The sequence below is a fragment of the Pseudomonas sp. FGI182 genome, from assembly GCF_000511325.1.
GTDB lineage: Bacteria > Pseudomonadota > Gammaproteobacteria > Pseudomonadales > Pseudomonadaceae > Aquipseudomonas > Aquipseudomonas putida_Z.
Genome location: NZ_CP007012.1, coordinates 5,390,160 through 5,412,018 on the forward strand (window position 1 = coordinate 5,390,160; position 21,859 = coordinate 5,412,018).

18 protein-coding genes are annotated in these 21,859 nt (G+C 63.7%); 7 read left to right on the plus strand and 11 right to left on the minus strand.

All coding sequences use genetic code 11. The features are described from left to right. The first annotated feature begins 7 nt into the window (after positions 1-7). Positions 8-1,450, plus strand: a complete 1,443-nt coding sequence (locus tag C163_RS23750; protein WP_025340872.1) for a TldD/PmbA family protein — start codon at positions 8-10, stop codon at positions 1,448-1,450. Then, on the plus strand, positions 1,450-2,769 hold the full coding sequence (locus C163_RS23755; protein ID WP_025340873.1) for a TldD/PmbA family protein: 1,320 nt from the start codon (positions 1,450-1,452) through the stop codon (positions 2,767-2,769). The genes C163_RS23750 and C163_RS23755 overlap by 1 nt, the downstream gene beginning before the upstream one ends. A gap of 115 nt (positions 2,770-2,884) precedes the next feature. On the opposite strand, the gene C163_RS26890 is transcribed toward C163_RS23755, so the two are convergent. Further along, positions 2,885-3,961, minus strand: a complete 1,077-nt coding sequence (locus C163_RS26890) for an RHS repeat-associated core domain-containing protein (protein ID WP_081742326.1) — start codon at positions 3,959-3,961, stop codon at positions 2,885-2,887. A gap of 194 nt (positions 3,962-4,155) precedes the next feature. On the opposite strand from C163_RS26890, the gene mdtD reads away from it, so the two are divergent. From mdtD to yccS, 4 genes are all read left to right on the plus strand, one after another. After that, on the plus strand, positions 4,156-5,583 hold the full coding sequence (gene mdtD / locus C163_RS23760) for a multidrug transporter subunit MdtD (RefSeq protein WP_025340874.1): 1,428 nt from the start codon (positions 4,156-4,158) through the stop codon (positions 5,581-5,583). 112 nt (positions 5,584-5,695) lie between these two features. Then, the gene (gene dbpA / locus C163_RS23765) at positions 5,696-7,033 is read left to right on the plus strand and encodes an ATP-dependent RNA helicase DbpA (RefSeq protein ID WP_230396947.1); all 1,338 of its coding nucleotides are present in this window, start codon (positions 5,696-5,698) and stop codon (positions 7,031-7,033) included. A 137-nt stretch (positions 7,034-7,170) separates the two neighbouring features. Further along, positions 7,171-8,352 (plus strand): NAD(P)/FAD-dependent oxidoreductase, encoded by a 1,182-nt coding sequence (locus C163_RS23770; RefSeq protein WP_025340875.1) that lies wholly within the window; start codon positions 7,171-7,173, stop codon positions 8,350-8,352. Positions 8,353-8,573: 221 nt separating this feature from the next. Next, positions 8,574-10,757: a YccS family putative transporter gene (yccS, locus tag C163_RS23775; RefSeq protein WP_025340876.1), complete on the plus strand. Its 2,184-nt coding sequence runs from the start codon at positions 8,574-8,576 to the stop codon at positions 10,755-10,757. Between the two features lie 131 nt (positions 10,758-10,888). On the opposite strand, the gene C163_RS23780 is transcribed toward yccS, so the two are convergent. Further along, positions 10,889-11,626, minus strand: a complete 738-nt coding sequence (locus tag C163_RS23780; protein ID WP_025340877.1) for an ABC transporter substrate-binding protein — start codon at positions 11,624-11,626, stop codon at positions 10,889-10,891. 155 nt (positions 11,627-11,781) lie between these two features. Between C163_RS23780 and C163_RS23785 the strand changes: the two genes are divergently transcribed. Continuing rightward, positions 11,782-12,234 (plus strand): GNAT family N-acetyltransferase, encoded by a 453-nt coding sequence (locus tag C163_RS23785; RefSeq protein ID WP_025340878.1) that lies wholly within the window; start codon positions 11,782-11,784, stop codon positions 12,232-12,234. An 86-nt stretch (positions 12,235-12,320) separates the two neighbouring features. Here C163_RS23785 and C163_RS23790 read toward each other — a convergent pair whose 3' ends face one another. The 9 genes from C163_RS23790 to tkt form a co-directional block, all read right to left on the minus strand. Then, positions 12,321-12,617, minus strand: a complete 297-nt coding sequence (locus C163_RS23790) for a helix-turn-helix domain-containing protein (RefSeq protein ID WP_013974495.1) — start codon at positions 12,615-12,617, stop codon at positions 12,321-12,323. Between the two features lie 12 nt (positions 12,618-12,629). After that, a complete protein-coding gene (locus C163_RS23795; RefSeq protein ID WP_049866783.1) occupies positions 12,630-13,130 on the minus strand; it encodes a M48 family metallopeptidase in 501 nt (166 codons plus the stop codon). 39 nt (positions 13,131-13,169) lie between these two features. Then, positions 13,170-15,302: a bifunctional diguanylate cyclase/phosphodiesterase gene (locus tag C163_RS23800; protein WP_025340880.1), complete on the minus strand. Its 2,133-nt coding sequence runs from the start codon at positions 15,300-15,302 to the stop codon at positions 13,170-13,172. 215 nt (positions 15,303-15,517) lie between these two features. After that, complete coding sequence (gene fba / locus C163_RS23805) at positions 15,518-16,582, minus strand: class II fructose-bisphosphate aldolase (protein ID WP_016712383.1); 1,065 nt, start codon at positions 16,580-16,582, stop codon at positions 15,518-15,520. 100 nt (positions 16,583-16,682) lie between these two features. Next, entirely contained in the window at positions 16,683-17,012 is a 330-nt protein-coding gene (locus tag C163_RS23810) for an MliC family protein (protein WP_013974499.1), read from the minus strand. 160 nt (positions 17,013-17,172) lie between these two features. Beyond that, a complete protein-coding gene (locus tag C163_RS23815) occupies positions 17,173-17,424 on the minus strand; it encodes a hypothetical protein (protein WP_025340881.1) in 252 nt (83 codons plus the stop codon). Continuing rightward, on the minus strand, positions 17,424-18,587 hold the full coding sequence (locus C163_RS23820; protein WP_025340882.1) for a phosphoglycerate kinase: 1,164 nt from the start codon (positions 18,585-18,587) through the stop codon (positions 17,424-17,426). Before C163_RS23820 ends, C163_RS23815 begins: the two co-directional genes overlap by 1 nt. Positions 18,588-18,599: 12 nt before the next feature. After that, positions 18,600-19,661, minus strand: a complete 1,062-nt coding sequence (gene epd / locus C163_RS23825; RefSeq protein WP_013974502.1) for an erythrose-4-phosphate dehydrogenase — start codon at positions 19,659-19,661, stop codon at positions 18,600-18,602. Positions 19,662-19,810: 149 nt separating this feature from the next. Beyond that, positions 19,811-21,808, minus strand: coding sequence for a transketolase (tkt, locus tag C163_RS23830; RefSeq protein WP_025340883.1), 1,998 nt, complete (start codon positions 21,806-21,808; stop codon positions 19,811-19,813). Positions 21,809-21,859: the final 51 nt, after the last annotated feature.

Sequence of the window (21,859 nt, forward strand, 5' to 3'; positions counted from 1 at the left end):
CTTCCACATGTTCGATACCAGCGCCCTGCTGCGCCAGCGCTTTGCCGCGCTGCGCAGTACGGCCGAGTTGTTTTCCCTGCGCCATGTGAAACAGTCGCACCAGGCTCTGTCGGTTCGCCGCAACGTCGCGGAACCACCCTTCTTCAGCCAGGACGAGGGCGCCATGCTCACCGTGCGGGTGAATGGCGTGGAAGCCTATGCCGCCACCGCCGACCTGTCCCAGGCCGGCCTGCAGCGTGCCCTGGAGCACGCCGAGGCACTGGCCCGCCAGATCGCCCGGTACAACCTGCTGGACCTGCGCGAGCAACCGGTGACCAGCGCACGCCACGACCACATTTCGCCCAACTTCGACCAACCCGTGCCCAACCTCGCCGACTGCCTCGGCCTGCTCGCTGCCGAATCGGCCAGCGTGCCCAAGGACAGCCGCCTGGTGGACTGGCAGGCCAGCCTGGGCCTGAGCCTGGTCGAGCAGACCTACCTGAACTCGGCCGGCGCCGAGCTGCGCCACGCCCAGCGCTTCCTGTTCCCGGGCCTGGGCGTGACCGCCAGCGATGGCCAGGACAGCCAGAGCCGCAGCCTGGGCCGCGACAACTTCGGCCAGCAGGGCGGCTTCGAGATCATCGAGCGCTGTGGCCTGGTCGGGGCTGCCCGCCGGGTGGCCGACGAGGCGCTGCAGCTGCTACTGGCACCGAACACCCCCAGCGGCCCGCGCGACCTGCTGTTGATGCCGGACCAGATGATGCTGCAGATTCACGAATCCATCGGCCACCCGCTGGAGATGGACCGCATTCTCGGCGACGAGCGCAATTACGCCGGCACCAGCTTCGTCAAGGCCGGTGACTTCGGCCACCTGCAGTACGGCTCCGCGCTGCTCAACGTGACCTTCGACCCGACCATCGGCGAAGAGCTGGCCAGCTACAGCTTCGATGATGACGGCACCCCGGCCAGCAAGCAGTTCCTGATCCGCGATGGCCTGCTGCTGCGCCCGCTGGGTGGTGCGCTGTCGCAGTTCCGCTCCGGCCTCGACGGCGTGGCCAACAGCCGCGCCTGCGGCTGGAACCGTGCGCCGATCGACCGCATGGCCAACCTCAACATCGAGCCGGGCGACCAGAGCCTGGATCAGCTGGTGAAGGGCATCGAGCACGGCATCCTGATGCGCACCAACCGTTCCTGGTCCATCGACGATGCGCGCAACAAGTTCCAGTTCGGCTGTGAATGGGGGCAGTTGATCGAAAACGGCGAGCTCAAGGGCATCGTCAAGAACCCCAACTACCGCGGCATCTCCGCGCAGTTCTGGCGCAACCTGGCGGCGGTCGGCGACAGCAGTACCTTCCAGGTGCTGGGCACGCCCAACTGCGGCAAGGGCGAACCCAACCAGGTGGTGCGGGTCGGCCACGCCTCGCCGGCCTGCGTGTTCCGCCAGATCGACGTATTCGGAGGAGACGCCTGATGAAACACGCTTTCGAAACCCTAGTCGGGGATGTACGCAAAGCCCTGCAGACGGGCGAACAGTTCACCCTCGGCTACAGCGCCGAACAGTCGCAATTCGTGCGTTTCAACCATGCCAAGGTGCGCCAGGCCGGCACCGTGAACCAGGCCGGCGCGCAACTGCGGCTGATCCGCGATGGCCGCCAGGCAGAGCAACAGGTGACCTTGAGTGGTGACACGCAACTGGATAGCCAGCGCCTGGTCACGGCCCTGGAGCAACTGCGCCAGACCTTGCCACTGCTGGCGGTCGATCCGTACCTGCGCCTGGATGAAAGCGCCTGGCACAGCCACAGCCAGCAGGAGCAGCCGCTGCCCGAGCTGAGCGATGTGCTGACCTTGCTCGAGCGCGAAGCCGGCGACCTGGACCTTGTCGGCATCTACGCCGCCGGCCCCATCTGCCGGGGCTTCGCCAGCTCGTTCGGGGCCTTCGGCTGGCACCAGGCCAACAGCTTCAACTTCGACTGGAGCCTGTTCCACGAAAACGGCGAGGCGGTGAAGGCCAATTATGCCGGGCAAGTGTGGAGCGCCGACGACTTCACTGCACGCCTGCGCCAGGCGCGGGAGCAGCTGGGTTTCCTTGGCCGCCCTGCCGTCACGCTGAAACCTGGCAGCTACCGTGCCTACCTGGCCCCGGCGGCCATGGACGAAATAGCCGGCATGCTGTGCTGGGGCGGCTTTTCCGCACAGGCCCTGGCCACTGGCAACAGCGCCCTGCAGCGCCTGTACAACGGCGATGCGCGGCTGAGCCCGCTGGTGAGCTTCACCGAGCAGGTCAGCGGTTCGCTGAGCCCGGCGTTTTCCGATGAAGGCTCGCCGCGCCTGGATGTGCCGTTGATCCAGCAAGGCGAGGCCCGGCAGCGATTGATCAGTGCGCGCAGTGCGGCCGAGTTCGAGCTGCTGGCCAATGGCGCCGATAGTTACGAGTCGCCGTGTGCGCTGAGCCTGGCAGCAGGTAGCCTGCCGAGCGAGCAGATCCTGGAGCGGCTCGGTACCGGGCTGTACATCAGCAACCTGTGGTACCTGAACTATTCCGACTTGCCGGCAGCACGCATGACCGGGCTGACCCGCTTCGCCACTTTCTGGGTGGAGAACGGGCAGATTCAGGGGCCAGTTAGAACCATGCGTTTCGATGACAGCCTGTACAGCCTGCTGGGCAGCCAACTGGAAGACCTGACCCGCGAGCGCGAGATGATCTTGTCGACTAGCACCTATGAGCAGCGAAGTACCGGGTCGAGTCATTTGCCGGGGGCGTTGGTCAAAGGGCTGACCTTGACACTATGAAGCGCAATACCAACCTCTTCGCGGGCCTGGCCAGCTCGCGAATAAGTCTAACGCAAAGACTGCCATGGGCACCCTGTGCTAGCGAATCCATGTCAATGCTTGCTGGCCCTATTTTCTAACCATGACTGCTTCGAATTACGTTAATATCTTTCAACAAGCGCCTGACTTCAGGAGACTCTAGGACCCCTGGGATGGGCTGCATGTCTCTCATGGGTGTGCCAGGTTGTATAATGTTATTCTTATACGGCCCAATCGCCGCGTGAAGCCTCACTTCATGAGCCCTCGTCATACCTGTAAAAGAAATGTCTATTATTGAACGGTCCCGACTTGATGCCGGTAAAGTTTGCGAGATGAAAATATGATTAGAGGGAAGCCCGTTTGCGATTGATTCAATGACATTTCCTACAGCTCTGGCTGATATTTCATTCGCCAATCCAGGATTTTGCAAATCTAAGCGCTTTATATAGTTATCAAAAGCCTTCGATTTGTAACTAGCAGTCTTATCCGCAATATGATTTACCTCATCATTCAGACCAGCCATCGTTTTCGACGATAGACGCTTGCTCGAATAACTGTAGACCAATTTGCCATTATTTAAAAGCTCATTCCTCGCAGTGCTTAAGTCTATACCAGGCCCACCCCGGGATACGACTTTCCGAGCTGCCAATGATTGAAGAGTAGGAATTTTAGTACGCCCGCTCGGGTCGATCGAGTTAACGGGGTCTCCTCCACAATAGGCATAACCATTTATACCCGCCGAGGTAAAGGGGCCAGATCTATCGGTAGAGCAGAAGCGTCGGAGCCTGGGACTGTAAAAACGCTCGCCATTACCCAACGCATAAAGCGTCGCCAGTAGAAGATAATGCTCACCATTGAAACCCAAACCAAGCTTATGCCCCCCAGGCACGCCGTCGCAGCCGTAAGTGTCGTAACAGAGCGCCTGATGGCCTGCGCTGCCACAGATCGCTCTAAGCACTGATGAAGAGAAGTCAGTCGCTATCAATCGCCTACAATCAGGCTGACCCAGAACAAGCGGTAGCCGACCAGACCGCACAACGCGTTCAGCCCCTGCGGAATGCATCCACATGGCCAAACACCCATTTTCGTAGAAACAAAGCATTTCATCCGTCCCCGCCCTGGTAAGGCCCGCCTCTACCCGCAGCAATCGTGAGGCGACAAACCTGCATGCCATCACGCAGCCCTCTACAATCAGCCTGTATCGTCGAAGGCTCAACTGGCAAAAGTGATAGGACCGCCAGATTGATCTGGCTCTGCATCAAGCGGTGAAATCCGCAGGAACCCGGTATGTTTCTGGGAGAACTCACCGGCATTCACATCGGCACATGAGACTGCCCATGCCTATCCAGCACATGACTTGAGGATCAAATGCCCGAACGCACCCCGCTGGACCCTGTCACCGCCCGCTGGATCCCTTGGGTGGTGGCCATCGCCTTCTTCATGCAGTCCCTGGACGGCACCATCCTCAACACTGCACTGCCAGCCATGGCCCGCTCGCTGGCCGAAGACCCGCTGCGCATGCAGGGCGTGATCATTGCCTACATGCTCACCGTGGCCCTGCTGATCCCCGCCTCAGGCTGGATCGCCGACCGCTTCGGCACCAAGCGCATCTTCTTCAGCGCCATCCTGCTGTTCAGCTTCGGCTCGCTGCTGTGCGCCGCCGCCAACAGCCTCGGTTTCCTGATCTTTGCCCGTGTCGTGCAAGGGCTGGGCGGTGCGCTGATGCTGCCGGTCGGTCGGCTGGTGGTCCTGCGCGCCTACCCGCGCACCGAGCTGGTGCGCATCATGAGCTTCATCACCATCCCCGGCCTGCTCGGGCCGCTACTGGGCCCGACGGTTGGCGGCTGGTTGGTGGAAATACTGAGCTGGCACTGGATCTTCCTGCTCAACCTGCCGGTCGGCCTGATCGGCTGCTACGCCGTGTGGAAGTTCATCCCCGACCTGCGCGGCGCCGAGCGCACCACGTTCGACGGCCCCGGGTTCCTGCTGTTTGGCGCAGCGATGGTATTGATCACCATCGCCATGGAAGGCCTGGGCGAACTGCACCTGCCGCACCTGCGGGTAATGTTGCTGCTGTTCGCCGGCATGGCCTGCCTGGCGGCCTACTGGCTGCGCGCCGGGCGCGACCCGGAGCCGCTGTTCTCGCCCAGCCTGTTCCGCGTGCGCACCTTTGCCATTGGTATCCTCGGCAACCTGTTCGCCCGCCTGGGCAGCGGCGCCCTGCCGTTCCTGGTGCCGTTGCTGCTGCAAGTGGCGCTGGGCTACTCGCCGGCCCAGGCCGGCATGAGCATGATCCCGCTGGCGGCTGCGGCGATGCTGGCCAAGTCCATTGCCCGACCACTGATCGAGCGCTTTGGCTACCGCATCATCCTCACCGGCAACACCCTGCTGCTGGGCCTGCTGCTTGCCAGCCTCGGTCTGGTCGACGAACAGACGCCCTATGCCGTGCTGCTGATTCAGCTGGGCCTGCTCGGCGCGGTCAACTCGATGCAATTCACCGCGATGAACACGGTAACCCTGATCGACCTCGACGACGCCAGCGCCAGCAGCGGCAACAGCCTGCTGTCGGTGGTCGCGCAGCTGGCCCTGAGCCTGGGCGTGGCATGTGCGGGTGCATTGCTCGGCGGCTTTACCGCAGCCGGCAGCGCCGACGGCGTGGAAACCACCTTGGGCGCATTCCAGCTGACCTTCGTCACCATCGGCGGGATGGCCATGCTGGCGGCGGCGATCTTCCTGCAACTGTCGCCGACGGACGGAAGGCGTGCCCGTCGTCCGGAACAACACATGGAGTCGTAGGGCGAATGGCCACGAGGCTGGTAGACTGTGCGGCATTTTTCGCTTCGCAACGCAGGCCCGCCTCGTGACCACCGAATCCACCGCCTTTGCCACCTTGCCGCTGTCCACTGCCATGCTGGCCAACCTGGACGCCCTCGGCTATGCCTCGATGACACCAATCCAGGCCCAGAGCCTGCCGGTCATCCTCAAGGGCCAGGACCTGATCGCCCAGGCCAAGACCGGCAGCGGCAAGACCGCCGCCTTCGGCATCGGCCTGCTCAACCCGATCAACCCGCGCTACTTCGGTTGCCAGGCGCTGGTGCTGTGCCCCACCCGCGAGCTCGCCGACCAGGTGGCCAAGGAGCTGCGCCGCCTGGCCCGCGCCGAGGACAACATCAAGATCCTGACCCTGTGCGGCGGCGTTTCGCTGGGCCCGCAGATCGCTTCGCTGGAGCACGGCGCACACATCATCGTCGGCACCCCAGGGCGCATCCAGCAGCACCTGGACAAGGGCACCCTGGTGCTCGACGGGCTGAACACCCTGGTGCTGGACGAAGCCGACCGCATGCTCGACATGGGCTTCTTCGATGCCATCGCCAGCATCATCGGCAAGACCCCGTCGCGCCGCCAGACCCTGCTGTTCTCGGCCACCTACCCGGCCGGCATCAAGCAACTGGCCGCCGACTTCATGCGCAACCCGCAACAGGTCAAGGTCGAGAGCCTGCACGCCGACAACCAGATCGAGCAGCGCTTCATCGAGATCGACCCGCAACAGCGCCTCGAGGCCGTCACCCGCGTGCTCGGCCACTACCGGCCGCAGTCCTGCGTGGCGTTCTGCTTCACCAAGCAGCAGTGCGAGGATGTGGTCGCCCACCTGACCGCCAAGGGCATCGTTGCCCAGGCCCTGCATGGCGACCTGGAGCAGCGCGACCGCGACCAGGTGCTGACCATGTTCGCCAACCGCAGCAGCTCGGTGCTGGTGGCTACCGATGTGGCCGCGCGCGGCCTGGACATCGATGGCCTGGACATGGTCATCAACGTCGAACTGGCACGTGATGCGGAAATCCATGTGCACCGTGTGGGCCGTACCGGCCGTGCCGGCGAGAAAGGTATTGCGGTCAGCCTGGTGGCACCGGCCGAAGGCCACCGCGCCCAGGCCATCGAAGACCTGCAGAAGAGCCCGCTGCGCTGGGACCAGCTGGACAGCCTGAAGCACAAGGGTGGCGAGCCGCTGCTGCCGCTGATGAGCACCCTGTGCATCGCCGCCGGGCGCAAGGACAAGCTGCGCCCCGGTGACATCCTCGGGGCGCTGACCGGTGATGCCGGCATCCCCGGCAAGCAGGTGGGCAAGATTGCGATCTTCGATTTCCAGGCGTTCGTGGCCGTGGAGCGACCGCTGGCCAAGCAGGCCATGCAGCGCCTGAACAGCGGCAAGATCAAGGGGCGCTCCCTGAAAGTCCGCATCGTCTGAACTAATTTTGGGGCCGCGTTGCGGCCCTTTCGCGACACAAGGCCGCTCCTACAGGGGATCGCAAACTCCTGTAGGAGCGGCCTTGTGTCGCGAAAGGGCTGCAAAGCAGCCCCCAGCAATCCTGAAGAGGTAACACCGTGCACTCCACCGACGTGATCATCCTCGGCGCCGGCGCCGCCGGCCTGATGTGCGCCCAGCTCAGCGCCCGCCGTGGCCGCCGGGTACTGGTGCTCGACCACGCCAACAAACCGGGCAAGAAGATCCTCATGTCCGGCGGCGGCCGCTGCAACTTCACCAACATGTATACCGAGCCGGGCAACTTCCTCTCGCAGAACGCACACTTCTGCAAGTCGGCCCTGGCCCGCTACACCCAGTGGGACTTCATCGAGCTGGTGTGCAAGCATGGCGTGGCCTACCACGAGAAGAAGCTCGGCCAGCTGTTCTGCGACAACAAGGCCAGTGACATCCTCGACATGCTGCTGGCCGAATGCGATGAGGCCGGCGCCGAGATCCGCATGCACATCAGCATCGAGCAGATCGAGAAGACCGAAGGCGGCTACCTGCTGCAGACCAGCGGCGGCCAGTTCGCCTGCCAGTCGCTGGTGATCGCCACCGGCGGCCTGTCGATCCCGACCCTGGGTGCCACCGGCTTCGGCTACCAGGTGGCCCGCCAGTTCGGCCACACCCTGCTGCCAACCCGCGCCGGGCTGGTGCCGTTCACCATCACCGAGCCCCAACTGAAGGCACTGTGCACCGAGTTGTCCGGCACCTCGCTGGATTGCACCGCCAGCTGCAACGGCACCAGCTTCCGCGAGAACCTGCTGTTTACCCACCGCGGCCTCAGCGGCCCGGCGATATTGCAGATCTCGTCGTTCTGGGAGGCCGGCGACACGGTCGAGATCAACCTGCTGCCCGACCGTGATGCACTGACCTGGCTGCAACAGATGCAGGCCGAACGCGCCAACGCCGAGCTGAAGACCGTGCTGGGTGAGGTGTTTACCCGCAAGCTGGCCAACCTGCTGGCCGAGCAGTGGTTCGAGTCCAGGCCGATGAAGCAGTACACCCCGGCGGAACTGGCACAGATCGCCGAAAAGCTGGCGAACTGGCAAGTGGTGCCGGCCGGCACCGAGGGCTATCGCACTGCCGAAGTGACCCTGGGCGGCGTGGATACCCGCGAGGTGTCGTCCAAGACCATGGAATCGCTGAAGAGCCCCGGGTTGTATTTCATTGGTGAAGTGCTGGATGTGACTGGCCATTTGGGCGGTTTCAATTTCCAGTGGGCCTGGGCCTCCGCCAACGCCGCGGCGCAGTTCGTGTAGAGTAGAATCCATTCAGCAGCACGGAATGCTTCTTGCTGGCCCGTGCTGGGAGTGCCGAAATTCGCATGGGGCTGCCATGCAGCCCATTCGCGGCACAAGGCCGCTCCTACAGGGGACGCGATCGACTGTAGGAGCGGCCTTGTGCCGCGAATGGGCCGCACAGCGGCCCCAATGACACGGCCTCGAACGGTATTTCTCTGATCACTGCCTAGCAGGCCATCATGTCATCGAGCTCGTTCCGTCAGTCACTGCGTCGCCTGTGGGGTCAAGACAAGTTCAGCTACAGCATCCGGGTCACCATCGCCCTCACCGGCAGCCTGGCCCTGTGCTGGTACCAGAACGAAATGGCCCTGCTGATTCCGCTGTTCCTCGGCATCATCGCCAGCGCCCTGGCCGAAACCGATGACAGCTGGCAGGGCCGCCTCAGCGCCCTGGCCGTCACCCTGGTGTGTTTTGCCATCGCCGCACTGGCGGTCGAACTGCTGTTCCCCTACCCGTGGGTATTCGTCATTGCCCTGGCCTTGGCGGCCTTCGGCCTGACCATGCTCGGTGCCCTGGGCGAGCGCTATGGCGCCATCGCTTCAGCGACCCTGATCACTGCGGTGTACACCATGATCGGCGTGGACCAGCGCGGCGGCCAGGTCACCGACTTCTGGCACGAACCACTGCTGCTGGTGGCGGGTGCGGCCTGGTATGGGCTGTTGTCGGTGCTATGGCAGGCGCTGTTTTCCAACCAGCCGGTGCAGCAGAGCCTGGCCAAGCTGTTCTTCGAGCTGGGCAGCTACCTCAAGCTCAAGGCCAGCCTGTTCGAACCCGTCCGCACCCTTGACGTCGAAGCCCGGCGCCTGGAGCTGGCCCAGCAGAACGGCAAGGTGGTAGCGGCGCTCAACGCGGCCAAGGAAATCATCCTGCACCGGGTGGGCAACAGCCAGCCGAACTCCAAGGTCAGCCGCTACCTCAAGCTGTACTTCCTGGCCCAGGACATTCATGAACGGGTCAGTGCCTCGCACTATCCCTACAACGCCCTGACCGAGGCTTTTTTCCACAGCGACGTGATGTTCCGCTGCCAGCGCCTGCTGCGCAAGCAGGGCTCGTCCTGCCAGGAGCTGGCCCGCTCGATCCGCCTGCGCCAGCCGTTCGTGCTGGCCAGCGGTTATCCCGAAGCCCTCGAAGACCTCAACGCCTCGCTGGAACACCTGCGCATGCAGAACAACCCGGCCTGGCGTAGCCTGCTTCGCTCGTTGCGGGCGCTGGCGGCCAACCTGGCGACGCTCGACCGCCTGCTCAGCGCCGCCAGCAACCCGGACAGCCTTGCCGACACAAGCGATAGCAGCCTGCTCGACCGCTCGCCACGCTCGCTGAAGGATGTGTGGACCCGCCTGCGCACCCAATTGACTCCGACTTCGCTGCTGTTCCGCCATGCCCTGCGCCTGCCGCTGGCGCTGTCGATCGGCTATGGCATGGTGCACCTGATCCACCCCACCCAAGGCTACTGGATCATCCTTACCACGCTGTTCGTGTGCCAGCCCAACTACGGTGCGACCCGGCGCAAGCTGGTGCAGCGGATAGCCGGCACCGCCGTCGGCCTGACGGTGGGCTGGGCATTGTTCGACCTGTTCCCCAACCCGGTCATCCAGTCGTTGTTCGCCGTGGTCGCCGGGGTGGTGTTCTTCGTCAACCGCACCACCCGCTACACCTTGGCCACGGCCGCGATCACCCTGATGGTGCTGTTCTGCTTCAACCAGATCGGCGATGGCTATGGCCTGTTCCTGCCGCGCCTGTTCGATACCCTGGTCGGCAGCCTGATCGCCATCCTCGCGGTGTTCCTGTTCCTCCCCGACTGGCAGGGGCGGCGGCTGAACAAGGCGCTGGCCAATACCCTGGCCTGCGCCAGCGTGTACCTGCGGCAGATCATGCAGCAGTATGCCCACGGCAAGCGCGATGACCTGGCCTACCGCCTGGCCCGGCGCAACGCCCACAACGCCGACGCGGCGCTGTCCACCACCCTGGCCAACATGCTGATGGAGCCGGGGCATTTCCGGAAGGAGGCCGACGTCGGCTTCCGTTTCCTGGTGCTGTCGCATACCTTGCTCAGCTACCTCTCGGGGCTGGGCGCGCACCGCGACACCGCCTTGCCGGCGGAGGTGCAGGAGCAGTTGATCGACGGTGCCGGACAAAGCCTGGCCAGCAGCCTGGACGAGATTGCCAACGGCCTGGCCGCGCGGCTGCCGGTGGCGATTCACAGTGATGCCGAAGAAGCGCTGGCCAATGCCTTGGAGCAGATGCCGGAAGAGCTGGATGAGCACCAGCGGCTGGTGCAGACGCAGTTGGCGTTGATCTGCCGGCAGCTGGGGCCGCTGCGGACCTTGGCAGCGCATTTGATCAAGGAAGGTGCACCGGCCTGAGTTGTACTATCGCCTGTGCCGGCCTCTTCGCGGGTGAACCCGCTCCCACAGGAACCCCACAAGTTTCAAGACCTGTGTAATACCTGTGGGAGCGGGTTTACCCGCGAAGAGGCCGGCACAGAAGATATAGCTCAGAAGCCATGCTGGCGCATGAGCCGCGCATAGCTGCCATCCGCCTTCATCGCCGCAATCGCCTGCTCGAACCGCTCGACGATCCGCGCATGCTCCGGGTTTTTCAGGCTGACCAGGATATGCAGGGTGTTCTCCCCCAACGGCGGCTCCACCAGCATCACCCCATCGCGTACCTCCGGCAGTTCGCGCTGCAAGTTGTAACGGGCCACGTACTCGTCCTCCACCGCCAGGTCCACCCGCCCCGCCGCCAGCATGCGTACCGCAGAGGGAAAGTTGCGCACCGCCACCTTGTGCAGGCGGGTGTCGCGGTCGAACTCGGGGGAATAGGCGTAATCACGCACCACAGCGATGCTATAGGGGTACAGGTCTGACTGGTGCTTGTAGCGAAACGCCTCGCCCTTGCGTTGCAACAGGCGAATGCGGTTGACCAGGTAGGCTTTGGAAAACTGCCCGATGCTGGCGCGCGAGTCGTTGTACCAGGCGTTGATCAGCACGTCGTAACGCCCCTCGCTCACCCCCAGCAGGGCCCGCGCCCACGGTGCCTCTTCGACCCCACTGGTGTAGCCGGCCCGGGCCAGCGCCGTGGTGACGATGCTGGTCGCCAGGCCACCGCCCGGCATGCTGGCATCGGTGAACGGCGGCCAATTGTCAGCCACCAGGCGTAGCTTTTCGTAACCCGGGGCGGGTGTTGCAAGCATCATTGCCAGCAACCCCAGAACACAAAGCAGTGGCCGCATGCTCACGTCCTTTCGCAATGGAGGGCACACACTGTCGACGAGATTACACAAAGCCGTTGCCGAGGGCAGCGGCCAATAATGTCATTTAGCCTCTATTTTGGCCGTGGCACATACATCATGCGATGATCGACGGCCCACTCAAGGAGTTCGCGCCAATGTCCATCGACTGGCTCTGCAAGCACCACACCGATCTCAGCAAGGACCAGCTCTACGCCATTCTGCAATTACGCACTGAAGTGTTCGTGGTCGAGCAGCGCTGCGCCTACCAGGAAGTCGATGGCCAGGACCTGACCGGCGATACCCTGCACCTGATGGGCTGGCAGGATGACAAGCTGGTGGCCTACCTGCGCCTGCTCGACCCGCAATCCCAGGGTGGGGATGTGGTGATCGGGCGGGTGGTGACTGCACCTGCGGCGCGCGAGCTGAAGCTGGGGCACCCCCTGCTGCTCAAGGGATTGGAGGCAGCGGAGCATTGCTGGCCGGGGGTGCCGGTCTATCTGTCGGCGCAGGCGCATTTGCAGGGGTTCTATGCCCGGCATGGGTTCGCGGTGGTGGGCGAGGAATATCTTGAGGATGACATTCCGCATATCGGGATGCGCAAGGGTTGAGATCGCCGGGGGTGCTTCGCACCCCTTTCGCGACGCAAGGCCGCTCCTACAAGGGAACGCGATTACCTGTAGCAGCCCCCAGTGGATCAGGGATACCCCAGCACTTCGCGAACCTGCCGCAGGTGCTGGATGATCCACTGCTTGTCGATCGCCCCCCAGTCATGAATGCGGTAATGCCCGGCGTGGTTGCGCGCGCCTTCCTGCTGCTCGAACTCGCAGACGATATCCAGGTCGGCCAGCGCCGCAATGGTGTCCTGGGCGGTGCGCCGGGGCATGCCGGTGGCCTCCATCAGGGCCGGCACGCTGGTCGCGGTCTGGCTGTCAATCAGCCAGGCCACGTACAGGCGGCGGTAGAAGCTGCTCTTGGTCTTGCTCACTTCCATGCTGCGTGGTCCTTAACAGTTGCCCGGCAGCTCCCGATAGGTCAGGTAGACGCGCAGGTCGAATTCCAGTTGGTGGTAGTCCGGCTCCATGTGCTGGCAGAGCTGGTAGAACGCCTTGTTGTGGTCGCGCTCGCGCAGGTGTGCCAGTTCGTGCACCACGATCATGCGCAAGAATTGCGGCGCGGCCTCCTTGAACAGCGAGGCAATGCGGATTTCCTTCTTGGCCTTGAGCTTGCCGCCCTGCACCCTTGATATCGCCGTATTCAGGCCCAGGGCCCGATGGGTCAGGTCGAGACGATTGTCGAACAGCACCTTGTCCAGGTTCGGCGCGCTGCGCAGGTATTGCTGGCGCAAATCCTGGGCATAGCCGTACAACGCCTTGTCGTTCTGCACGTCATGGCGGTCGGGGTAGCGGCGATGCAGGTACTCGCCCAGGCGGTCGCTGTCGATCATCTCCCGCACCTGCTGCTGCAGGTGCGGGGGGTAGGCTTGCAAGTATCGTAATACGGTCATGGCGCTGCATTCGGTGTAACGAATGCCGATTCTAGCCAATCATGGCCCCGGCCAGGAGAAAATCACCGGGAAGCTGCTGGCATCCGTGGCGGTCATCGGGTAAGCCACCAGGAACCCCTGCACGTACTCACAGCCATTGGCCTTGAGCCAGGCCGCCTGGGCCGGGGTTTCCACCCCCTCGGCGATCACCGTGATGCTGTAGTCGGCGCACAGGCCGATGACGCTGCGCACCAGCGCGGCATCCACCGCCGAGTCGGGCAGGCGCGCGACCAGGTGGCGGTCGAGCTTGAGGGTATCGATCGGCAGGTCGCGCAACATGCGCAACGAACAGTCGCCGGCACCAAAGTCATCCAGCGCCACCCGCATACCCAGCTCGCGCAAGCGGTGTATCTGTTTCACCGCCGCATCGATGTTGTACATCAGCGAGGTTTCCGCCACCTCCACTTCCAGCTGCGCCGGGTCCAGCTGGTAAAGCTGGATGACCCGGTGCAGTTCGTCGACCAGGCTTGGCATGGCGAACTGCGCACGGCTCAGGCTGATACCCAGCACCAGGTCCGACGGGAAACGCTGGCACCAGGCCTGGCGCTGAGCCGCGCCCTGGCGGTAGATCCAGCTGGCCAGGCGGTTGATCAAGCGCGCCTCTTCCAGCAACGGGATGAACAGCCCCGGCGGCACGTCGCCGACACTGGGATGCTGCCAACGCAGCAAGGCCTCGAAGCCACGCAAGCGGCCATCGTTGAAGCCAACCTGCGGCTGGTAAACCAGAGTGAAGTCTTGCTGCTCCACGGCCGTGCGTACGCTGTCCTCGAGCATCAGCCGCGAACGCGCCCGGCCGTTGAGCTCCTGATCGTAGAAGCGATACTGCTGGCGCCCCGCCTGCTTGGCCGCGTACATCGCCGCATCGGCCGCACGCAAGAGGCCTTCGACATTGGCGCCGCAATCCGGATAGGTGGCGATACCGATGCTCACCCCAAGGCTCACATCCAGCCCTTCCACCTGGTGGCTGATGGAAATACGTTCCAGCAACCGCTCGGCATAGCGCCCGGCCTGCTCCGGGTAAGGCAGGCTGTCAAACAGTGCGGTGAACTCGTCCCCGCCCATGCGCGCCAGCAGCGCTTCACTGCCCAGGCAATCCTTGAGCTGTTCGGCTACCCAGTGCAGCACCCGGTCGCCTGCGTCGTGGCCGAGCGAGTCGTTGATGCGCTTGAAGCCATCCAGGTCCATGTACATCAGCGCCTGCGCCTTGTCCGAACGCTCGTTGCGCAGCAGCGCCCCTTCGGCGGCCTGGTAGAACCCGCGGCGGTTGAGCAGGCCGGTAAGCGGGTCGGTGACGGCCTGGTACTCCAGCTGCTGGTGCAGGTTGCGCACCACCGACATGTCCAGCACGGTGACCACCATGGCCTGCTGCTCGGCCGGCAGTGGCGCACAGGACAACGCCACCGGCACCAGCTCGCCGCCAAGGGTGCGCAGCTGGGCATCGTGCACGCGGAAGATACGCCGCCCCAGGTAGGCTTGGTAGAAATCCGATTCGTTCCACAGGCTGGCACTGGTCAGTTGCACCAGGTCGAGCAGATGGGCGCCCTGCAACTGCTGCACCGGCGCTGACAACAAACGGGAAATGGCCGGGTTGGCAAAGCTGATGATGCCTTGGGCATCCACCACCAGAATGCCCTCGGCGGCGTTCTCCAGGATCGATGCGTTGAAGGCCCTGGCCGCTTCCAGCTCGCGGGTCAGCCGCTGCAGCATGCGCCGGTTGCGCTGCTGGTCGAGCAGGGCCTGGACCTTGGGCTTGAGGATTTGCGGGTCGAACGGTTTGAACATGTAGTCCACGGCGCCGCTGGCGTAGCCCTTGAGCACGGCCGCTTCGGACTGTTCGTTGGCGGTGAGGAAAATGATCGGGGTCAGCCGGGTACGCTGGCTGCCGCGCATCAGCCGGGCGACTTCGAAGCCGTCCATCTCCGGCATCTGTACATCCAGCAGGACCAGGTCGACATCGTGCTCGAGCAACGCGCTCAGGGCTTCCATCCCCGAGTTTGCCGTCAGCACCTGCCAATCCTGACGGGCCAGCAATGCCCGCATGCTGATGAGGTTTTCGGGGTAATCGTCTACCACCAGAAGAACCGAGCTGCCATCCAGTGGCTGAGGTTGGGGGTGAGGGTGAGCGCCATCCATGCTGCTTCTCTATTATGTGACCGACTTCAAGATACGGTTGGATCCACTAGTACTCTAGACCTGAGCGGATAACACGCAATGCAATCAGAACGCTATCAGTGCCTCAACTATACGGTAGCCGACTAACGGTCGCTTTGCCGGCACAGGCATAAGGTTCTAACACCCAAAAATGAAAAAACCCGCATTTCTGCGGGTTTCTTGTGTTGCCAGTGCAATCAGTTGACCTTGGCGGCCAGCTCACCTTTCAGGTAGCGCTGGTACATGCCTTCCAGGGAGATCGGCTTGATCTTCGAGGCATTGCCAGCGGTGCCGAAGGCTTCGTAACGGGCGATGCACACGTCACGCATGGCCTTGACGGTTTCACCGAAGAACTTGCGCGGGTCGAACTCGCTCGGGTTCTGCGCCATCAGGCGGCGCATGGCACCGGTGGAAGCCAGACGCAGGTCGGTGTCGATGTTGACCTTGCGCACGCCGTACTTGATACCTTCGACGATTTCCTCGACCGGTACACCGTAGGTTTCCTTGATGTCGCCGCCGTACTGGTTGATGATCGCCAGCCACTCTTGCGGTACCGAGGACGAACCGTGCATCACCAGGTGGGTGTTGGGGATGCGCTTGTGGATTTCCTTGATGCGGTCGATGGCCAGCACGTCACCGGTTGGTGGCTTGGTGAACTTGTAGGCACCGTGGCTGGTACCGATGGCGATCGCCAGGGCGTCGACCTGGGTCTTCTTGACGAAGTCGGCAGCCTCTTCCGGGTCGGTCAGCATCTGGCTGTGGTCCAGCACACCTTCGGCACCGATGCCGTCCTCTTCACCGGCCATGCCGGTTTCCAGCGAACCCAGGCAGCCCAGCTCGCCTTCTACCGAAACGCCGCAGGCGTGGGCCATAGCAACGGTCTGCTGGGTAACGCGGACGTTGTACTCGTAGTCGGTCGGGGTCTTGCCGTCTTCACCCAGCGAGCCGTCCATCATCACCGAGCTGAAGCCCAGCTGGATCGAGCGCTGGCAGACGTCAGGGCTGGTGCCGTGGTCCTGGTGCATGCACACCGGGATATGCGGGAATTCTTCGATGGCCGCCAGGATCAGGTGACGCAGGAACGGGGCACCGGCGTATTTGCGGGCACCGGCCGAAGCCTGGACGATCACCGGGGAGTCGGTCTTGTCGGCCGCTTCCATGATGGCGCGCATCTGCTCGAGGTTGTTGACGTTGAAAGCTGGTACGCCGTAACCGAACTCGGCGGCGTGGTCCAGCATCTGGCGCATGCTAATGAGTGCCATTGTGTATCTCTCTCCCGACAAGCGTCGTTTGTTTCGTGCAAGCCTGCCGCAGGGGCGGTTGCTGTTCAAGTAGTGTGGGCCACCCTCGCGGCCCGGCCAGTCACGGTGCCTTGCAGCCCCGCCCAATCAGATCGTTGGTTGCCACCCAGTACACCAGGCCTTCTTCGCCCTTGGTATGGAAGGCCAGCATGCCATCGCTGTACAGCGCACCCGAGGCACCCGGCTCGGCCTTGAGCCGGTAGACCTGGTCTCCGCCACCAAGGCGCACATCGACCTGGTCGCGCTGCGCATCGGCGAAGCGCCACAGCACTTCAGCCTGGGTGTCGCAGACCCAACGGGTCCAGTCGTCTGCCGGGGCGGGTTGCGCCGGCTTCAGCAGCGAGCATCCTGCCAGTGTCGCCAGGGCCGTCACGGCCAAAAGCGCTTTCATTCAGTTTCCTCGATTGGGGGCTGCTGTGCAGCCCTTCGCGGGCTTGCCCGCTCCCACAGGTCAAGCGCTGTACCTGTGGGAGCGGGCAAGCCCGCGAAGGGCCGCACAGCGGCCCCTACCTCAAGACCACAAATCAGCCTTCAGGTTGCCTGTTACCCGATCAAGGGCAACCCGGCGCCTTGCGCTGGTGGTCTTCGTCGTACTTTTCCAGGCCTTCCGGGCCCACGCGCTTGCTGATGACCGGCACGGTCTCGGCCTGCCACTCGGACTGGTAGCAACCGCCCTTGGGCGGTTGCGCCGGGTCGGCATCCGAGGCCGGGCTGCCGGCGCATGCGCTCAGCAGGCCAGCCAGCATCATCACAGGCAATTGCTTGACCATCAGGCCGCTCCCTTTGCCAAGCGCCGACGTCATCAGGCCTTGGCCCGCTCTTCCAGGATTGCCACGGCCGGCAGGACCTTGCCCTCGACGAACTCGAGGAAGGCGCCACCACCGGTAGAAATGTAGGAGATATCGGCGCCAACGCCATATTTGTCGATGGCTGCCAGGGTGTCACCGCCACCGGCGATGGAGAACGCGGCGCTGTCGGCGATGGCTTTGGCCAGCACCTTGGTGCCGTTGCCGAACTGGTCGAATTCGAACACGCCGACCGGGCCGTTCCACAGGATGGTCTTCGACGACTTCAGCAACTCGGCGAAATTGGCTGCGGTTTGCGGGCCGATGTCCAGGATCATGTCGTCAGTGGCAACGTCGGCAATGGCCTTGACGGTGGCTTCGGCGCTCTCGGCGAACTCTTTGGCAACCACCACGTCGACCGGCAGAGGCACGCTGACCTTGGCGGCGATGGCCTTGGCGGTGTCGACCAGGTCAGGCTCGTACAGCGACTTGCCCACCGGGTGGCCGGCTGCGGCCAGGAAGGTGTTGGCAATGCCGCCACCGACGATCAGCTGGTCGCAGACCGAGCTCAGGCTGTTCAGCACGTCCAGCTTGGTGGAGACCTTGGAGCCGGCAACGATGGCTGCCATCGGCTTGGCCGGGGCCTTCAGGGCCTTGCCCAAGGCATCCAGCTCGGCTGCCAGCAGCGGGCCGGCAGCAGCGACCTTGGCGAACTTGGCAACGCCATGGGTCGAACCTTCGGCACGGTGGGCAGTACCGAAAGCGTCCATGACGAACACGTCGCAGAGGGCGGCGTATTTCTGCGCCAGCTCGTCGGCGTTCTTCTTCTCGCCCTTGTTGAAGCGCACGTTCTCGAACAGTACCAGGTCACCAGCCTTGACCTCGACACCGTCCAGGTAGTCGGCAACCAGCGGCACGTCGCGGCCCAGGGCCTTGCTCAGGTAGTCGGCGACCGGCTTGAGGCTGTTCTCGGCAGAGAACTCACCCTCGGTCGGGCGGCCCAGGTGCGAGCAGACCATTACCGCCGCGCCCTTCTCCAGGGCCAGCTTGATGGTCGGCAGCGCTGCCAGGATACGCGCGTCGCTGGCTACCACACCGTCCTTCACAGGCACGTTGAGGTCTTCGCGGATCAATACGCGCTTACCTTGCAGGTCGAGGTCGGTCATCTTCAACACGGTCATGAATGCAGTCCTTCAGGGCTGTTTGTTGCGGGTTGGGTGGACGACGTGCAGATAGTGTTCGGCAACGTCGAGCATACGGTTGGCGAACCCCCATTCGTTGTCGAACCAGGCCAGCAGGTTCACCAGGCGAGGGCCGGAAACACGGGTCTGGCTGGCATCGACGATCGCCGAATGCGGGTCATGGTTGAAATCACAGCTGGCGTGGGGCAACTCGGTGTAGGCCAGCAAGCCTTTCAGCGGGCCTTCCAGCGCCGCCTCGCGCAGCACCCGGTTGACTTCGGCCGCGCTGGTATCGCGGGCGGTCTGCAGGGTGATGTCCAGGCACGAGACGTTGACGGTCGGTACGCGTACCGCTTTGGCCTGGATTCGCCCGGCAAGTTCCGGAAGCAGGCGCTCGATGCCACGCGCCAGACCAGTGGACACCGGGATCACCGACTGGAAGGCCGAACGCGTGCGGCGCAGGTCTTCGTGGTGGTAGGCGTCGATCACCGGCTGGTCGTTCATCGCCGAGTGGATGGTGGTGATCTGCACGTACTCGATGCCGAATGCCTGGTCCAGCACGCGCAGCAGCGGCACGCCGCAGTTGGTGGTGCACGATGCGTTGGACACCAGGCGCTCGTTGCCGGTCAGGCAGGCCTGGTTGACGCCGTAGACCACCGTGGCATCGACGTCGGCCTCGCTGGCCATTGGCTGCGAGAACAGCACCCGCGGCGCGCCGGCGTCGAGGAAACGCTGGCCATCGGCGCGGGTGTGGTAGGCGCCGGAGCACTCCAGCACCAGGTCGATGTCCAGGGCGGCCCAGTCGATGCCTTCGGGGGTGGCACTGCGCATCACCTTCACGCAGTCGCCATTGATATGCAGACAGTCGCCATCGACCTTCACCTCACCGGGGAAACGCCCGTGGGTGGAGTCGAAGCGTGTCAGGTATTCCAGGCTGGCCTGGTCGGCCAGGTCGTTCAGCGCGACGATCTCGAAACCGGCCTTTGCCCCCCGCTCGAACAGCGCGCGCAGGACACAGCGGCCGATACGGCCATAACCGTTGAGTGCAACTTTGTAGGGACGCAGGTGGGGCATAGGTAGCTCTTGAACTCCGGCAGTTGAACGGGGCCGCTGCGCAGCCCATTCGCGGCACAAGGCCGCTCCTACAGGGGACGGCGTGCGCAATACCCTGTAGGAGCGGCCTTGTGCCGCGAACGAGGGCCATGGCCCTCGCCTTCCTTGTATCAGTCTTCCAGCAGCTCTTCGGCGGTACCCAGGATGTTCTCCAGGGTGAAGCCGAACTCTTCGAACAGTGCCGAAGCCGGCGCCGACTCACCGTAGGTGGTCATGCCGATGATACGACCTTCCAGGCCGACGTACTTGTACCAGAAGTCGGCGTGAGCGGCTTCGATGGCGATACGCGCACCTACTTCCAGCGGCAGCACGGACTGCTTGTAGGCAGCGTCCTGGGCATCGAACACGCTGGTGCACGGCATGGAAACCACGCGTACCTTGCGGCCTTGTTCGGTCAGCTTGGCGTGCGCCTGAACAGCCAGGCCCACTTCGGAACCGGTGGCGATCAGGATCAGCTCAGGCTCGCCGGCGCAGTCCTTGAGCACGTAGCCGCCGCGGCTGATGTCGGCGATCTGCTGGGCGTCGCGGTCCTGGTGCTGCAGGTTCTGGCGCGAGAAGATCAGCGCCGAAGGGCCGTCCTTGCGCTCCAGGGCGTTTTTCCAGGACACGGCGGATTCCACCGCGTCGGCTGGGCGCCAGGTGTCCAGGTTCGGCGTGCTGCGCAGGCTGGTCAACTGCTCGATCGGCTGGTGAGTCGGGCCGTCTTCGCCCAGGCCGATGGAGTCGTGGGTGTAGACGTGGATCACGCGCTGCTTCATCAGCGCCGACATGCGCACGGCGTTGCGGGCGTATTCCATGAACATCAGGAAGGTCGCGCCGTAAGGCACCAGGCCACCGTGCAGGGCAACGCCGTTCATGATGGCGGTCATGCCGAACTCGCGCACGCCGTAGAACACGTAGTTGCCGCTGGCGTCGTTGGCTTCGACACCCTTGCAGCCCTTCCACAGGGTCAGGTTGGAACCGGCCAGGTCGGCCGAACCGCCGAGGAACTCTGGCAGCAGCGGGCCGAAGGCGTTCAGGGCGTTCTGGCTGGCCTTGCGGCTGGCGATGGTTTCGCCCTTGGCGGCCACTTCGTTGATGTAGGCCTGGGCCTTCTCGCTGAAGTCGGCCGGCAGCTCGCCGCTGTCACGGCGCTTGAACTCGGCAGCCAGCTCCGGGTAGGCCTTGGCGTAGGCGTCGAAGCGCTGGTTCCACTCGGCTTCGGCCTTGGCACCGGCAGCCTTGGCGTCCCACTCGGCGTAGATCTCGGCCGGGATTTCGAACGGGCCGTGGTTCCAGTTCAGTTCCTTGCGGGCCAGGGCGATTTCGTCGTTGCCCAGCGGTGCGCCGTGGCAGTCTTCCTTGCCCTGCTTGTTCGGCGAGCCGAAACCGATGATGGTCTTGCAGCAGATCAGGGTCGGGCGATCGCTCTTGCGGGCGGTCTCGATGGCGGTCTTGATCTCGTCGGCGTCATGGCCGTCGACGTTGCGGATCACCTGCCAGTTGTACGCTTCGAAGCGCGCCGGGGTGTTGTCGGTGAACCAGCCGTGCACTTCGCCGTCGATGGAAATGCCGTTGTCGTCATAGAAGGCGATCAGCTTGTTCAGGCCCAAGGTGCCGGCCAGCGAAGCGACTTCGTGGGAGATACCTTCCATCATGCAGCCGTCGCCGAGGAACACGTAGGTGTTGTGGTCGACGATGTTGTGGCCGTCACGGTTGAACTGGGCGGCAAGCACTTTTTCGGCCAGGGCGAAGCCCACGGCGTTGGCGATACCCTGGCCGAGCGGGCCGGTGGTGGTCTCGACGCCTGGGGTGTAGCCGTATTCCGGGTGGCCCGGGGTGCGGCTGTGCAGCTGGCGGAAGCCTTTGATGTCATCGATGGTGACGTCGTAGCCGGTCAGGTGCAGCAGCGAGTAGATCAGCATCGAACCGTGGCCGTTGGACAGCACGAAGCGGTCACGGTCGGCGAAACTCGGGTTGCTCGGGTTGTGCTTCAGATAGTCGCGCCAAAGCACTTCGGCGATATCCGCCATGCCCATGGGGGCACCTGGGTGGCCGCTGTTGGCCTTTTGCACGGCATCCATGCTGAGGGCACGAATGGCGTTGGCACGTTCACGACGGCTGGGCATCGCTGATCTCCTGGGGGGCTTGAATAGGTGGTGTCACGAAAAAAGGCGGCC

Bases quoted from the DNA above. Each gene is read 5' to 3' on its own strand.
- epd (WP_013974502.1), bottom strand. From the start codon at position 19,661: ATGCCCCACCTGCGTCCCTACAAAGTTGCACTCAACGGTTATGGCCGT.
- tkt (WP_025340883.1), bottom strand. From the start codon at position 21,808: ATGCCCAGCCGTCGTGAACGTGCCAACGCCATTCGTGCCCTCAGCATG.
- C163_RS26890 (WP_081742326.1), bottom strand. From the start codon at position 3,961: ATGGCATGCAGGTTTGTCGCCTCACGATTGCTGCGGGTAGAGGCGGGC.
- C163_RS23795 (WP_049866783.1), bottom strand. From the start codon at position 13,130: ATGACCGTATTACGATACTTGCAAGCCTACCCCCCGCACCTGCAGCAG.
- mdtD (WP_025340874.1), top strand. From the start codon at position 4,156: ATGCCCGAACGCACCCCGCTGGACCCTGTCACCGCCCGCTGGATCCCT.
- C163_RS23810 (WP_013974499.1), bottom strand. From the start codon at position 17,012: ATGAAAGCGCTTTTGGCCGTGACGGCCCTGGCGACACTGGCAGGATGC.
- C163_RS23800 (WP_025340880.1), bottom strand. From the start codon at position 15,302: ATGGATGGCGCTCACCCTCACCCCCAACCTCAGCCACTGGATGGCAGC.
- C163_RS23815 (WP_025340881.1), bottom strand. From the start codon at position 17,424: ATGACGTCGGCGCTTGGCAAAGGGAGCGGCCTGATGGTCAAGCAATTG.
- C163_RS23790 (WP_013974495.1), bottom strand. From the start codon at position 12,617: ATGGAAGTGAGCAAGACCAAGAGCAGCTTCTACCGCCGCCTGTACGTG.
- C163_RS23820 (WP_025340882.1), bottom strand. From the start codon at position 18,587: ATGACCGTGTTGAAGATGACCGACCTCGACCTGCAAGGTAAGCGCGTA.
- C163_RS23780 (WP_025340877.1), bottom strand. From the start codon at position 11,626: ATGCGGCCACTGCTTTGTGTTCTGGGGTTGCTGGCAATGATGCTTGCA.
- C163_RS23785 (WP_025340878.1), top strand. From the start codon at position 11,782: ATGTCCATCGACTGGCTCTGCAAGCACCACACCGATCTCAGCAAGGAC.
- fba (WP_016712383.1), bottom strand. From the start codon at position 16,582: ATGGCACTCATTAGCATGCGCCAGATGCTGGACCACGCCGCCGAGTTC.
- C163_RS23750 (WP_025340872.1), top strand. From the start codon at position 8: ATGTTCGATACCAGCGCCCTGCTGCGCCAGCGCTTTGCCGCGCTGCGC.
- yccS (WP_025340876.1), top strand. From the start codon at position 8,574: ATGTCATCGAGCTCGTTCCGTCAGTCACTGCGTCGCCTGTGGGGTCAA.
- dbpA (WP_230396947.1), top strand. From the start codon at position 5,696: ATGCTGGCCAACCTGGACGCCCTCGGCTATGCCTCGATGACACCAATC.
- C163_RS23755 (WP_025340873.1), top strand. From the start codon at position 1,450: ATGAAACACGCTTTCGAAACCCTAGTCGGGGATGTACGCAAAGCCCTG.